The sequence below is a fragment of the Cedecea sp. VD22 genome, assembly GCF_037150195.1.
GTDB lineage: Bacteria > Pseudomonadota > Gammaproteobacteria > Enterobacterales > Enterobacteriaceae > Cedecea.
In genome coordinates this window covers 17,964-32,232 of record NZ_JBBCPX010000002.1, presented here as the reverse complement: position 1 = coordinate 32,232, position 14,269 = coordinate 17,964, and the positions used below count along the sequence as shown (strand labels likewise).

14 protein-coding genes are annotated in these 14,269 nt (G+C 53.3%); 4 read left to right on the top strand and 10 right to left on the bottom strand.

The annotated features are described in order from the left end of the window. Nucleotides 1-96 precede the first annotated feature (96 nt). The 3 genes from lapB to pgpB form a co-directional block, all read right to left on the bottom strand. Nucleotides 97-1,266 (bottom strand): lipopolysaccharide assembly protein LapB, encoded by a 1,170-nt coding sequence (gene lapB, locus WFK85_RS06295; RefSeq protein ID WP_008461326.1) that lies wholly within the window; start codon nt 1,264-1,266, stop codon nt 97-99. 6 nt (nt 1,267-1,272) lie between these two features. Next, nucleotides 1,273-1,578, bottom strand: coding sequence for a LapA family protein (locus WFK85_RS06290; RefSeq protein ID WP_008461324.1), 306 nt, complete (start codon nt 1,576-1,578; stop codon nt 1,273-1,275). A 140-nt stretch (nt 1,579-1,718) separates the two neighbouring features. After that, a complete protein-coding gene (gene pgpB / locus WFK85_RS06285; protein ID WP_166992090.1) occupies nt 1,719-2,483 on the bottom strand; it encodes a phosphatidylglycerophosphatase B in 765 nt (254 codons plus the stop codon). A 206-nt stretch (nt 2,484-2,689) separates the two neighbouring features. Here pgpB and ribA point away from each other — a divergent pair, with 206 nt between their 5' ends. Next, the gene (gene ribA / locus WFK85_RS06280) at nt 2,690-3,280 is read left to right on the top strand and encodes a GTP cyclohydrolase II (RefSeq protein ID WP_008461322.1); all 591 of its coding nucleotides are present in this window, start codon (nt 2,690-2,692) and stop codon (nt 3,278-3,280) included. A gap of 48 nt (nt 3,281-3,328) precedes the next feature. Here ribA and acnA read toward each other — a convergent pair whose 3' ends face one another. The 6 genes from acnA to topA all read right to left on the bottom strand — a co-directional run bounded on the left by acnA (nt 3,329) and on the right by topA (nt 10,906). Continuing rightward, nucleotides 3,329-6,004, bottom strand: a complete 2,676-nt coding sequence (acnA, locus tag WFK85_RS06275) for an aconitate hydratase AcnA (RefSeq protein ID WP_166992086.1) — start codon at nt 6,002-6,004, stop codon at nt 3,329-3,331. Between the two features lie 228 nt (nt 6,005-6,232). Next, nucleotides 6,233-6,331 (bottom strand): small membrane protein YmiC, encoded by a 99-nt coding sequence (gene ymiC / locus WFK85_RS06270; protein ID WP_273969969.1) that lies wholly within the window; start codon nt 6,329-6,331, stop codon nt 6,233-6,235. Nucleotides 6,332-6,489: 158 nt separating this feature from the next. Further along, on the bottom strand, nt 6,490-6,660 hold the full coding sequence (locus WFK85_RS06265; RefSeq protein ID WP_157141453.1) for a hypothetical protein: 171 nt from the start codon (nt 6,658-6,660) through the stop codon (nt 6,490-6,492). Between the two features lie 17 nt (nt 6,661-6,677). After that, complete coding sequence (locus WFK85_RS06260) at nt 6,678-6,791, bottom strand: YmiA family putative membrane protein (protein ID WP_336707302.1); 114 nt, start codon at nt 6,789-6,791, stop codon at nt 6,678-6,680. Between the two features lie 344 nt (nt 6,792-7,135). Next, nucleotides 7,136-8,110, bottom strand: coding sequence for an HTH-type transcriptional regulator CysB (cysB, locus tag WFK85_RS06255; RefSeq protein ID WP_008461319.1), 975 nt, complete (start codon nt 8,108-8,110; stop codon nt 7,136-7,138). A 198-nt stretch (nt 8,111-8,308) separates the two neighbouring features. Beyond that, nucleotides 8,309-10,906, bottom strand: a complete 2,598-nt coding sequence (gene topA / locus WFK85_RS06250) for a type I DNA topoisomerase (RefSeq protein WP_008461318.1) — start codon at nt 10,904-10,906, stop codon at nt 8,309-8,311. Between the two features lie 400 nt (nt 10,907-11,306). Here topA and WFK85_RS06245 point away from each other — a divergent pair, with 400 nt between their 5' ends. Further along, the gene (locus WFK85_RS06245; protein ID WP_008461316.1) at nt 11,307-11,558 is read left to right on the top strand and encodes a YciN family protein; all 252 of its coding nucleotides are present in this window, start codon (nt 11,307-11,309) and stop codon (nt 11,556-11,558) included. A gap of 36 nt (nt 11,559-11,594) precedes the next feature. Here WFK85_RS06245 and sohB read toward each other — a convergent pair whose 3' ends face one another. Next, nucleotides 11,595-12,644 carry a protease SohB gene (gene sohB, locus WFK85_RS06240; protein ID WP_008461314.1) on the bottom strand — a complete coding sequence of 350 codons (1,050 nt, stop codon included), beginning with the start codon at nt 12,642-12,644 and terminating at the stop codon, nt 11,595-11,597. Between the two features lie 256 nt (nt 12,645-12,900). Between sohB and WFK85_RS06235 the strand changes: the two genes are divergently transcribed. Then, complete coding sequence (locus tag WFK85_RS06235) at nt 12,901-13,662, top strand: YciK family oxidoreductase (protein WP_336707306.1); 762 nt, start codon at nt 12,901-12,903, stop codon at nt 13,660-13,662. After that, the gene (gene cobO, locus WFK85_RS06230; RefSeq protein WP_336707308.1) at nt 13,659-14,249 is read left to right on the top strand and encodes a cob(I)yrinic acid a,c-diamide adenosyltransferase; all 591 of its coding nucleotides are present in this window, start codon (nt 13,659-13,661) and stop codon (nt 14,247-14,249) included. Before WFK85_RS06235 ends, cobO begins: the two co-directional genes overlap by 4 nt. Nucleotides 14,250-14,269 lie beyond the last annotated feature (20 nt).

The following is a 14,269-nucleotide window of genomic DNA, read 5'->3' as shown; positions in this document are numbered from 1 at the left end:
CCCTGCTAAGCGAAAGTTGCACGATGCTGAAGCTGGGGACGATGAAGCATTTAATAGTATGTTGTAACTAAAGTATGGATTTTTAAAAAACGCGGGCTATTGCCCATCCAGCCCGCGAATTGGTTTCACCGTTGACCAGGCGCGGCAGGATGGGCAATGCCAGTACATGGTGTAGGCAGTAAAGCCGCATTTTTGACAGCGATAGCGGGGCTTGGTGCGAATTTGCTCGCCCACCATATCCCTCAGTACCATCAAGCTTTCTTTCGCTCGCCCTTCCTCCGCCTCATGCAGGTGGTAATCCATCAGACGATGGAATACCCGCATTGTTGGATGCCGTTGCAGTTGACGGTTGATATACATCTGAGCCGTTTCAGCGCCTTCGCGCTGCTCGAGAATGCTCGCCAGCATAAGCTCTGCCACTGCCCCGCTGTTTTCTTCCACGCAACGCTTGAGGAAAGTTTCCCACTCGTCAGGTTTGCCTAGCTGTTGATAGCACACCTGCAGCATCTCCAGCGTTTCGCTGACCAGTTCGCTATCTTGCTCAATTACGCGTTTTAACGAATCTACCGCTTTGGCATATTCGCCTTTTTCCATGAAAATACGCCCCATCATGATGGAGACCCGGGCGCAATTTTTATCTGCAGCCGCCCCTTTTTTAAGCAGGGACATGGCCTTGTCCGTGTCGTCATTGCCAATGTTTTGCAGCGCAAGTTCACAGTAGAAGTGCGCGATTTCCACACGCTGTTTGTCTTTGCCGAGCTTAACCAGCCGTTCGGCCACGTCGATGGCTTTCTGCCAGTCGCTTGTTGCCTGGTGAATTTGCAGCAGCTGCTGCAGCGCGCTGATGCGGAAGTCGGTTTCGTCGATAAGCTGGCTGAACATATCTTCGGCGCGGTCATAAAGCCCGGCGGCCATGTAGTCTTTGCCGAGTTGCTGCACGGCAAGCAGACGCTGGTCGTAGTTCAACGACGCGCTTTCCATCAGCGACTGGTGAATACGGATAGCCCGATCAACCTCGCCACGCTGGCGGAAGAGATTCCCTAACGTGAGGTGAGCTTCAACGGTGCCGGTGTCCTCTTTAAGCATGTCGAGGAACAGATCAACCGCTTTGTCCTGCTGGTTAGCCAACAGGAAGTTCACCCCGGCGACATAGTCGCGAGAAAGGCGACTGGCCTCCTGCTGTTTGTCTTGCAGCGCACTTCTGCGCCCCATATACCAGCCATAAGCGGCTGCAATGGGTAACAGCAGAAACAGCAGTTCCAACATAAAAGATTATTCCTTCACGGCCGGCACAACGGGCGCCGAAACATCAGTAGTAGGGGTAACCTGTTGCTCAAGACGTTTAATTTTTCGCTCAGCACGGGCCAGGGACACACGGACGCGCAGCCAGAACAGACCGCAAATCAGCCATCCAAGAATAAACCCTGCCGCAAACAGCGTCGCCAGCAAAGTAGACACCCGGTACTCGCCTTGCGCTAACAGGTAATTAAAGTTCACAACCTGATCGTTTTGCGCCCCTAAAGTGATAGACACCACAAAGATGGCAAGTACCAGTAAGAAAATGAGTAAATATTTCACATGACATCCCGTTATGTGGTCACAGCTGGCTTAGCTATGCCAAAAATGAGTCCCGGAGGTATAAACTACCATTTCAGGCGAAACCGGGGAATCCATTAACCTCCCCGAATGCATAAGAAATGGGGGTTAAAACACTATTCTCAACTTTTTTCATGCCGTTCGGCTATTTCCTGGTCTTCTTCTGCAGGCGGAGTCAGCGGCCCACACCAGCGCTGCGCCAGCCAGGTCGCCAGAATAACTAACAAACCAGAGATAATCGTGGCGACAACCAGGTCACGTGGCCAATGCATGCCCAGCCACAGTCGGCTTCCCATTACGCCCGTTGCCCATAACAACAATACCACCAGCGTAAACGTCCGCCTGCGCGGCCAAAGTAATCCTACGCCCAACAGCGCCCAACTGGCAGCAAACATCGTGTGACCAGAAGGAAAAGCGAAGCCGGTTTCGAACTGCCAGTGTTTACGTAACCACCCGGGAATTTCATCCTGCCCTTCCAGCTGCGCTTTCACCAGTTCCGCACGCTGAGTACGCTTTAAAGTGTAGAACTGGTCGGTAGTGATATGGTGAGTTTTTTCAAGCCAGACGACGAATGGCCGGGGTTCCTGCACTTTGTTCTTGATAACGGACTTAATGCCCTGACCTATAAGGATAGCGGCAGCGAGGATAGCAAATAACATCAGCGCAGGCTTAAGGCGATAACGCAGGCACCACAGAAACCAGGCACAAAGCACAACATGCGTAATGACTCCCCAGGGCTGCGTCACGGTCTCAGTGACCCAATAAAGCATTTTTAACACGCTTTCATCGCCCCCAGGGGCCCATTTCCAGCCGCTGAACCAGACGATTAACGGCATGATTAACAGAAGCGTTGTGCCTGCGGTGATGCGTTTTGCTATTGCCTGCATGAAAACCTCATGATAATGAAAGCCTTTAAAGAATAACCGAAAAATGCCCAGGAAGGTTAAACCGCGATGCCGTCATTGGCAAAAATGGCTTTTTAATCTGTCAATGAAGCGAACGACCGCGCGTTATGGCAAAATATCTGACATTAACGTACAGGCCAGACTTCTGGCAGACACCACGGTGTCAAAATAAGTACCTGGAGAATCACATGCAGCTTAAACGTGTGGCAGAAGCCAAACTGCCAACCCCCTGGGGCGATTTCCTGATGGTGGGTTTTGAAGAAGTGGCAACGGGGCAGGATCATGTTGCCCTGGTTTTCGGGGATATTAGCGGTGAAGAGCCCGTGCTCGCGCGCGTCCACTCCGAATGTCTGACCGGTGATGCGCTGTTCAGCCTGCGCTGTGACTGCGGCTTCCAGCTTGAAGCCGCGTTAACCCACATAGCTGAACAAGGCCGTGGCGTGCTGCTTTACCATCGCCAGGAAGGCCGTAATATCGGGCTGCTGAATAAAATCCGGGCCTATGCGCTGCAGGATAAAGGCTACGACACGGTAGAGGCTAATCACCAGCTCGGCTTTGCCGCCGACGAACGTGACTTTACGCTGTGCGCCGACATGTTCAAGCTGCTGGGCGTGGATGCCGTGCGTTTACTCACCAACAACCCGAAAAAAGTCGAAATTTTGACTGAAGCCGGGATCAACATTGTTGAGCGCGTACCGCTCATCGTCGGCCGTAACCCGAAAAATGCGCATTATCTCGACACTAAAGCCGCCAAAATGGGCCATCTGCTGTCTGAGTAAAGACGCTCATCTCGTAAAAAAGCCCCTTTTCAGGGGCTTTGTCGTTTCTTACTTCAGCATATTCCTGATCACATAATGCAGGATGCCGTCGTGACGGAAATAGGTCAGCTCATTGCCGGTATCAATGCGGCAGCGGCAATCAATGACCTGTTGGCGCCCGTCGGCAAAGGTCAGCGTAACCGGCACGCTGGCGCCAGGTTTCAGTTGGTTTAACCCGCTAATATCCAGCTTTTCCTCCCCCGTCAGCCCCAGCGTTTTTCGCGTGACGCCCTGAGGGAACTCCAGCGGTAAAATGCCCATGCCGATAAGGTTCGAGCGGTGAATACGTTCGAACGATTCGGCAATGACCACCCGGACGCCCAGCAAGCGAGGGCCTTTGGCCGCCCAGTCGCGGCTTGAACCGGAGCCATACTCTTTCCCGGCGATCACCGCCAGCGGAATGCCCCGCTCTTTGTAACGCATTGCAGCGTCATAAATAGACAGAACTTCTTCACCCGGCAGTAACCGCGTCATGCCGCCTTCAACGCCTGGCACCATCTCGTTGCGAATACGAATGTTGGCAAACGTCCCGCGCATCATGACTTCATGGTTACCACGACGCGAACCGTAGGAGTTAAAGTCTCTGCGCTCTACGCCATGCCCCTGCAGGTAGCGCCCCGCCGGGCTGTCAGGTTTAATGCTCCCCGCCGGGGAAATATGGTCGGTAGTGACTGAATCCCCCAGCATCGCCAGCACGTTAGCCCCGTGAATATCTTCCACTGGTTTTGGCTCGGCGCCCATCTCGTCAAAGAACGGCGACAGTCGGATATAGGTTGAGTCGTCCTGCCAGCCGTAGGTGGCCGACCGCGCCACCTCAATGCTGCGCCACTCTTCGGTACCTTCAAACACTTCAGCATATTCTTTGTGGAACATCTCGGTAGTCACCTGCGCGACAGCCGCAGCAATTTCCTGGCTGCCCGGCCAGATGTCTTTCAGGTAGACGTCAGCGCCATTTTTATCCTGCCCTAATGGCTCTTTAGTCAGGTCGATGTTCATGTTTCCAGCCAGCGCGTAGGCGACGACAAGCGGCGGTGAGGCCAGCCAGTTCGTTTTCACCAGCGGGTGAATACGGCCTTCGAAGTTGCGGTTGCCGGAAAGCACCGCGCCCACGGTAAGATCGCCTTTTTTAATCGCCTGCTCGATAGGATCGGGCAGCGGACCAGAGTTGCCTATGCAGGTAGTACAACCGTAACCCACCAGGTTAAAGCCCAGCTCATCAAGGTATGGGGTTAATTTGGCTTTCGCCAGATAATCCGAGACCACCTTAGATCCCGGCGCAAGCGAGGCCTTCACCCAGGGCTGCGGCTTCAGCCCCAGACTGACGGCTTTTTTAGCCAGCAACCCTGCCGCCATCAGCACGCTGGGGTTTGACGTGTTGGTACAGGAGGTGATAGCGGCAATCACCACGGCGCCATCCGGCAATTGATGCTCTTCGCCCGCCAGCGTGTAGCTGACCGGATGACGATCTTTGTGGGAAGCGTTGACTTCAAGCTCGTTGCTGGCGGCAAACGCTTTTGGCACTCCGCCGAGCGGGACACGATCCTGCGGGCGTTTTGGCCCGGCCAGGCTTGCCTCAACGTCATGCATGTTTAGAGAGAGCGTGCTGGTAAACACGGGTTCATCTCCCGTATTGCGCCACATGCCCTGCGCCTTAGCGTAAGCTTCAACCAGAGCCACCTGCTCTTCGCTACGCCCGCTGAGGCGCATATATTCCAGCGTTACGCCGTCGATCGGGAAGAAACCGCAGGTCGCACCGTATTCTGGAGACATGTTGGCGATAGTTGCCCGGTCGGCGAGCGGCAGCGAATCAAGCCCGTCGCCGTAAAACTCAACAAATTTGCCCACTACGCCGTGTTTACGCAGCATCTGGGTGACGGTCAGCACAAGGTCCGTCGCGGTGATCCCTTCCCGCAGTTTGCCCTCAAGCTTAAAGCCGACCACATCGGGGATCAGCATAGATACCGGCTGGCCCAGCATCGCCGCTTCAGCTTCGATACCGCCCACTCCCCAGCCCAGCACGCCAAGGCCATTAATCATCGTGGTATGCGAGTCGGTGCCAACCAGCGTGTCAGGGTAAGCGACAAGTTCGCCGTTCTGTTCTTCACTCCAGACGGCTTTGCCCAGGTACTCAAGGTTCACCTGGTGGCAAATGCCGGTACCGGGTGGCACAACGCTGAAACGGCTGAAGGCCTGCTGGCCCCAGCGTAGAAAGACATAGCGCTCGTGGTTGCGCTCCATTTCAAGACGAACGTTTTCCTCGAAAGCATCGTTGTCGCCGAAATGGTCGACGGTCACCGAGTGGTCAATCACCAAATCGACCGGGGAAAGCGGGTTAACTTTCGCCACATCACCGCCGAGGCGCTTAACGGCCTCACGCATTGCGGCAAGATCGACCACCGCCGGTACGCCAGTGAAGTCCTGCATCAGTACCCTGGCAGGACGATAGGCAATTTCGCGGTCGGCGTGGGCCTGTTTCAGCCAGCCGGCCAGGGCATGAATATCTTCGCGGGTGACGGAGTCTTCATCCTGCCAGCGCAGCAGGTTCTCCAGTAAAACTTTTAGCGACTTAGGTAACCGGCTGATATCCCCCAGCTCTTTTGCGGCCAGCGGCAAGCTGTAGTAATGCCAGGTTTTATTTAGCGCCCGTAGAGTGTCCTTACTGGCTTCGCGTAGGGTTAACGACATAGCTCCTCCTTTATGACAGGGATAGCGAGTGCCCTGATTATTCGCAGGGTCACTATTAAAGATAACACAAACCTGCCGTAACGATTTGATAACAACCCAAATTGATAAATGAGGCGAAGGGAATAAACCGTGAATAAACAAACGCCCCAACGGAATGTCGGGGCGAGAGGCGAATCGGGAGGATTATTCGAAGCAGTAAGACAGCGGCGCTCAGCCACTCAACGAAGATTAATTCGCGAAGACACGCAGCACTTCTACCCAAAACAAGGCAGACAGCGTGAAAGCACCGATCCATGACCAATATTTCACGGCATTGTGATTATTCATAGAGTTAACTCAATGTGACTATATGCAACAAGACTGCTTAATTAAGCAATCACCAGAATGTATTGCTGTGTGTAATTATTAGTGAATAACAGGTTGCCCTGCGGCAAATAAAAAGCACGTTTAATTCCGCAGAAAAAATAAACAATTCAATAACGATTTTATTGTTTTTTGCTATCGTCTTCAGAAAACAAATCAATAAAGGCCTGCTGCTGTTTCGTCAGCGTCCAGCCTTCAGGTGGCGTGCTTCCCTCTTTCTTAACGTCTTTTCGTGGTTTGCCGCTGTTGCGGGCCACAACTTTAGGTGCAGGACCCCTATCCCGAGTAGACATAGCTACCCCCAAAAATGCTAGGCAACCAGCGCCACAACCAGCCAGAACAAGGCTGACACCAAAAACACCGCCATCCATGCCTTACGTTTCAGGGATGGATCCTGCTGCGATTCCTCACTGCCTGAAGACATTGCTAGCCTCATACAATCGACACCACTTATCGTAACGTTTCTAAACAATCGGTATAACTAATCGCCAGTTGGGATTAATCCTAAAGAAACTCTAGCTCAAAAGCCAGAAAAATTGCGCAATAAGCAGGAGAAAAGATTTAATCTTTTGACCTGAAATAAATAATCGAAACGCCAGGTTTGCGCAACCACGAATTATTTACTAGCTGTGTCTCTTAATTGCGACACAATAACCATTAGTAGGATGTGGCTTATTTACGGGAATGGGAATAGACGAAGAAATGCGTTTAATTCTTGTTTAATAATGACTCGGGTATCTTCGGATGTGCCGAAGATACCCTGGGGAATTATTTGGCGGGTAATTTTATATCTTTAAACATCGCTTCAATATCTTCGTTCGAGCGTAATGCCACGGCGGTATCCACCACGTCACGGGTTAAATGTGGCGCAAAACGCTGAATAAAATCATACATATAACTGCGCAGGAAAGTGCTGCGACGGAAACCTATTTTCGTCGTGCTGTGGCTAAATACGCCCTGGGCTTCGATACGGACTAAATCCGGGTCTGAAATCGGATCTACCGCCATGCTAGCAATGACCCCTACTCCGAGTCCCAGGCGAACATAGGTTTTAATCACATCGGCATCGGTGGCGGTAAAGACGATTCGCGGCGTTAACCCTGCGCGGTTAAAAGCAGTGTCCAACTCGGAACGGCCGGTAAAACCAAAGGTGTAGGTGACCAGCGGATACTGCGCCAACTCTTCGATGCTAACCGACTCTTTCGAAGCCAATGGGTGATCGGGCGTAACCACAATGGAGCGGTTCCAGTGGTAGCAAGGCAGCATCACCAGGTCATCATAGAGATGAAGCGCTTCGGTGGCGATAGCAAAATCGGCATTGCCTTTGGAAACTGCCTCTGCAATCTGCGTCGGCGAGCCCTGATGCATATGCAGTGAAACCCGAGGATAACGCTCAATAAAGCCTTTAATCACGCCAGGCAGCGCATAACGGGCCTGTGTGTGGGTTGTCGCCACATAGAGCGAGCCTTTGTCAGGCCAGGTGTGTTCTCCGGCAACGGATTTGATGGCGTCGACTTTCGACAGCACTTCACGGGCGATACGGATAATTTCCTGCCCCGCTGGCGTAACCTGGGTCAGGTGTTTTCCGCTTCGGGCAAATATTTGTATTCCCAGTTCGTCTTCCAGCATACGAACTTGCTTACTGATCCCCGGCTGAGAGGTATAGAGCCCTTCCGCCGTAGAAGAGACATTAAGATTGTGGTTTACGACTTCAACGATATAACGCAGCTGCTGTAATTTCATAGCTTACCGTCCAGGGTCAAAGGCCCCGGCGCAATGGGCGGGGTTAAGACGCAGAAAAAACGAAAATTGACATTGCTTTACTCACTATATCAGTTATAGCTACTTTGTATAGATGGGATAAAAAGATAATAAACGAGTTATATAAGGCGCCATAAAAAAACCGGAGACAGGCTCCGGTTTTCACAGGTTCAGGCAGAATTATTTCTTACCAACGACCCATTTGCCGTCAACGAAGAAGGCTGACCAGCCGGTCGCTTTACCGTCTTTATCAGAAGCCACGTACTGCTGCTTCGTTTTACGACTAAAGCGAACGAACGCTTTATTCCCCTCTGGATCTTCCTGAGGAGCGTCGGCCAGATAGCGCAGCTTCTCAGGCAGGCGATCGCGGAAGCGATGCAGCTCTTCAACCAGCGGGGCGCGCGTTTCACGAGATTTCGGGAACGTGTTCGCGGCCAGGAAGACACCAGCGGCGCCATCACGCAGCACGAAATACGCGTCAGACTTCTCACACGGCAACTCTGGCAGCGGCACCGGATCTTCCTTCGGTGGCGCTACTTCGCCGTTACGCAGGATCTTACGGGTATTTTTACACTCGTCATTAGTACAAGCCATGTACTTGCCAAAACGCCCCATTTTCAGGTGCATTTCGGAGCCACATTTCTCACACTCAACGATTGGGCCGTCATACCCCTTGATGCGGAATTCACCCTCTTCGATTTCGTAGCCATCACAGGTCGGGTTATTACCGCACACGTGCAGCTTGCGCTTCGGATCGATAAGGTAGCTGTCCATCGCCGTGCCGCACTTCTGGCAGCGACGCTTGGCACGCAGGGCGTTAGTTTCCGCATCGTCACCTTCCAGCACGTTAAGAACTTCGTTCTCCGGTACCAGGTTGATGGTGGTTTTGCAGCGCTCTTTCGGCGGTAACGCATAGCCAGAACAGCCGAGGAACACGCCGGTACTCGCGGTACGGATCCCCATTTTACGGCCGCAGGTTGGGCAGTCGATGCTGGTCAGAACCATCTGGTTCGGACGCATACCGCCTTCTTCCGGATCCTGCTCCGCTTTCTCAAGCTGGCCGCTAAAATCAGTGAAGAAGTTGTCCAACACGCCTTTCCACTCGGCCTGGTTATTGGCCACCTGGTCAAGACTGTTTTCCATTTGCGCCGTGAAGTCGTAATTCATCAGCTCGCGGAAGTTCTCTTCCAGGCGATCGGTAACAATTTCACCCATTTTTTCGGCGTAGAAACGGCGGTTCTCAACGCGCACGTAGCCACGATCCTGAATGGTTGAAATGATAGAGGCATAGGTGGACGGGCGGCCAATCCCGCGTTTTTCCAGCTCTTTCACCAGCGACGCTTCGCTGAAACGCGCGGGCGGCTTGGTAAAGTGCTGGGCTGGAAGCAGTTCAACCAGCGTCAAAGATTCGCCCGGATTCACCGCCGGTAAGGTGCGATCTTCATCCCCTTTGCGCAGCGCAGGCATCACTTTCGTCCAGCCATCAAAGCGCAGCGTGCGGCCACGCGCCTTCAGACGGTACTCACCGGCTTCCACCGTCAGCGTGGTGGAGTCGTATTTCGCTGGCGTCATCTGGCAGGCGACGAACTGGCGCCAGATCAGCTGATAAAGCTTCTGGGCATCCGCCTCCATGTCTTTTAACGCTTCCGCCTGCACGGCCACGTCAGAAGGACGAATCGCTTCGTGCGCTTCCTGAGAGTTATCCTTGCTGGCGTATTGATTGGCATCCGCCGGCAGGTATTTCTTACCGAAGTTTTCTTCGATGTAGCCGCGTACCATGCTCACCGCGTCCTGGCTCAGGTTAGTAGAGTCAGTACGCATATAGGTAATGTGGCCCGCTTCGTAAAGACGCTGCGCCATCATCATGGTTTTCTTCACGCCGAAGCCAAGGCGGGTGCTGGCAGCCTGCTGCAGTGTGGAAGTGATGAACGGCGCCCCCGGTTTGCTGCTGGTCGGCTTGTCTTCACGATCCAGAACGGTGTAACGCGCTTTTTCAAGCAGGCTAACGGCCGCCATGGTCTGCTCGCGGTTAACCGGACGGAACGGTTTGTCTTTATGGTGACTCACCTGTACCGGCAGCGCATCGCCCTTCGGCGTCGACAGGTTGGCATCGATTTCCCAATACTCTTCCGGGACGAACGCTTTAATTTCGCGTTCACGCTCAACCACCAGGCGAACGGCCACGGACTGAACGCGCCCGGCAGACAGGCCACGCGCAATTTTTTTCCACAGCAGCGGAGACACCATATAGCCCACAACGCGGTCCATAAAACGGCGCGCCTGCTGGGCATTCACACGGTCAATATTCAGTTCACCGGGCTTTTCAAACGCCTGACGAATCGCATTCTTGGTGATTTCATTAAACACCACGCGGCTGTAGCGGGTGTCGTCGCCACCGATAACTTCCCGCAGGTGCCAGGCAATGGCTTCCCCTTCGCGGTCAAGGTCGGTTGCGAGATAGATGTGGTCTGCTTTTTCTGCCAGTGATTTCAGCTCGGAGACCACTTTCTCCTTGCCAGGCAGCACTTCGTAATGAGCATCCCAGTCATGCCAGGGATCGACACCCATACGGTTGACGAGCGCTCCGCGTTCATCCTTTTTGACCTTTTTGGCCCCTTTGGCGGCGGTAGAGTCAGCGCTCTTCTTGGTGGTTGATCCACTGGTCGGCAAATCACGGATATGACCGACGCTGGACTTCACCACGTAGTCGTTTCCGAGATATTTGTTGATCGTTTTGGCTTTTGCCGGGGACTCAACGATAACGAGAGCTTTACCCATTTTCACCTTTACCTATTTAATTCTTCCAGGAATACGTCGCAAATTTTCACCTTCCACTGGCGACGCGCTTTTTTATATTGCGGCAGCGTAGAAGGAGATCAACTCTTTTTTTCAATAACCTGCAACACCCACGGCTCACTCGTCGGGTATTAAAGGCCTAAAGTCTCAAACAAGTGGCATAGCACGACGGAAGTTTGGTCGAATGTCAAGCAATTCTGTTGCCAGATTTGCGAAAGCGTCACACTCTACCTGATAAAATATGTTACGCAACTTTATTAGCATGCAATACCGGATCCCGCCAGCACGGTTAACTTTTTTAAGGCCACAGGGTTTACAGGGAAAATTTGCCCTTTTCCCTCAAGCGGACGTAAACTAGCGCCAGTTTTTTAAGGAGAACATCATGCAAGAGACAACTCAGCCTATTGACCGCGAATCCCTCCTCGCAGAGGCGAACAAAATCATTCGTGAACATGAGGATTTCCTGCACGGAATGGAAGCCACCGGCGTGGAGCAAAAAAACGGCGTGCTGGTCTTTAGTGGAGAATACTTCCTGGACGAACAAGGTTTGCCCACGCCGAAGAGTACGGCGGTGTTTAATATGTTTAAACACCTGGCCCACGTCCTGTCAGAAAAGTATACGCTGCAGGGCTAAACGAAAAGCGAGGCTTAAACGCCTCGCTTTTTTGCTTTACAGCAGTGGTTTTTCACCACGCTGCCACCAGCGCAACAGCAGGCGATCTAAGCTATTCGCCGCGCTACCGGTGAAGCGGTCCATCATTTTTTTACGCTGCAAATAACGTACATTAATAGCGTCAAAATCTTTCATCATCCCCAGCAGCAGATCGTCGCTGGTCGCCACGTCATCAACCAGACCTTTTTCTTTCGCCTGGGTACCGTACCAGTGCTCGCCCGTAGCCACTGATTCAATATCAAGGCCCGGACGCATGCTGCTGACAAACTGTTTGAACAGGTGATGCGTTTCGTTGAGATCTTCCCTGAACTTCTCACGCCCCTGCTCAGTATTCTCACCCAACAGGGTCAGCGTGCGCTTGTACTGCCCCGCGGTGTGCAGCTCCACGTCGATGTCATTGCGCTTAAGCAGGCGATGGAAGTTAGGGATTTGCGCGACAACGCCAATCGAGCCGATGATCGAGAAGGGCGCGGCCACAATGCGCTGGGCCACACACGCCATCATATAGCCGCCGCTGGCCGCCACTTTATCCACCGCAATGGTTAAAGGCACGGCTTTGTCCCGCAAGCGCTGGAGCTGTGATGCCGCTAGCCCGTAGCCATGAACCACTCCGCCAGGGCTTTCCAGGCGCAGCAAAACTTCATCCTTGGGTTTAACAACTGATAGCACGGCGGTAATTTCTTCACGGAGCGAGCTGACTTCGTGGGCATCCATACTGCCTTTAAAGTCGAGGACGTAAAGCGTCGGCTTGCCTGAACTGGCCTTTTCGCCACGTTTAGCCCGCGCCTTTGCCTGCTTCGCTTCGAGCTTAAGCTTTTTCTTTTCTTCTTTAAGCCACAGCTTCTGCTGATGCGGGTCGAGCATAGCGACCTGCATCTCCTGCTGTACATCCTGATACTGCTCGCTCAGATTCGTCAGCCTTAGTTCACCCCGGCCCTGTTTCTTACGTTGCGCAACGTTCACTAGGATAAGTGCAATGGCACCAATTGCCACCACGATGGTCACCGCTTTAGCCAAAAAAAGTCCATAGTCAGCAATCAGATCCACATTTACCGCCTTTATCACCAAGCATTGTTAATCTCCGCAGTGTACCCGAGCAGGCACACGTTCGTCTGTAAGTAACTATAAAGGCAGCATGAGGGCATCCTTAAAAGATTTGGCTCGTGGAAATTTTTGCAAAATGTTAATCCTTAGCATTGTCTCCGGCTGACTGATTGAAATACGCCCGTCTTTAAGGCATAAAGCCAGGTAACTTAACGAGAAATAAGACGTGAGCATATTGCATCACGCGAGGAGTAAAACCGTGCACTATCAGCCGCAAGATAATTTACTGAAAAATCGCATTATTTTAGTGACCGGTGCCAGCGATGGCATCGGCCGTGTCGCCGCACTCACCTATGCCAGATTTGGTGCTTCGGTGATTTTGCTGGGGCGCAATGAGCAAAAGCTCCGCGCCGTCGCCGGTGAGATCCAGTCTCACGGTTTGCTCCCCGCGCACTGGTTCACGCTCGACCTGGCTACCGCCACGTCGGCAGATTGCCATGCGCTGGCTAACAAGCTTAGCGCGCTGGTTCCTCGCCTCGATGGCGTCCTGCATAATGCCGGTATTCTTGGCGATGTCGTGTCGATGGACAAGCAGGATCCCGACACCTGGCAGGCCGTCATGCAGGTGAACGTCAATGCGACCTTTTTCCTGACTCAGGCTTTGCTTCCTTTATTACTTAAATCCGAATCTGGCTCTCTGGTGTTCACCACCTCAAGCGTGGGTCGCCAGGGCCGCGCTGGCTGGGGCGCTTACGCCGCATCGAAGTTTGCGACGGAAGGCATGATGCAGGTGCTGGCGGAGGAGTATAAGCAGCAGAACCTGCGCGTAAACTGCATCAACCCAGGCGGTACTCGCACCGCAATGCGCGCCAGCGCCTTCCCCACGGAAGATCCGGCTAAACTGAAAACGCCCCGGGATTTAATGCCGCTTTATCTCTGGCTGATGGGCGACGACAGCCGCCGTAAGACCGGCATGAGTTTTGATGCCCAGCCTAACCGTAAACCGGGGATTTCAGAATGAGCGAAGAGCGTTATCAGCAGCGCCAACAGCGCCAGAAAGAAAAGGTTGATGCGCGCATTGCAGAAGCCCAGCAGGAGCGCGGGATCCTGATAGTCTTCACCGGCAACGGGAAAGGTAAAACAACCGCCGCATTCGGCACCGCTACCCGCGCCGTAGGCCACGGCAAAAAAGTCGGCGTCATTCAGTTTATCAAGGGCCAGTGGCCGAACGGCGAACGTAATCTGCTGGAGCCACACGGGGTTGAGTTTCAGGTGATGGCGACAGGCTTTACCTGGGAAACGCAAAACCGGGAAACGGATACCGCCGCCTGTCTTGCGGTGTGGGAGCACGGCAAACGGATGCTGGCAGACGCCACGCTGGATATGGTGATCCTCGACGAGCTGACCTACATGGTGGCCTATGATTATCTGCCGCTGGAAGACGTCTTAATCGCGCTGGCTAACCGCCCGGCGAATCAGACAGTGATTGTGACTGGCCGCGGGTGCCACCGCGATATTCTGGAGATGGCCGACACGGTGAGCGAACTCCGCCCGGTTAAGCATGCGTTTGACGCCGGGGTGAAGGCGCAGATGGGTATTGATTACTAATAAAAAACCCCTCAAAAGAG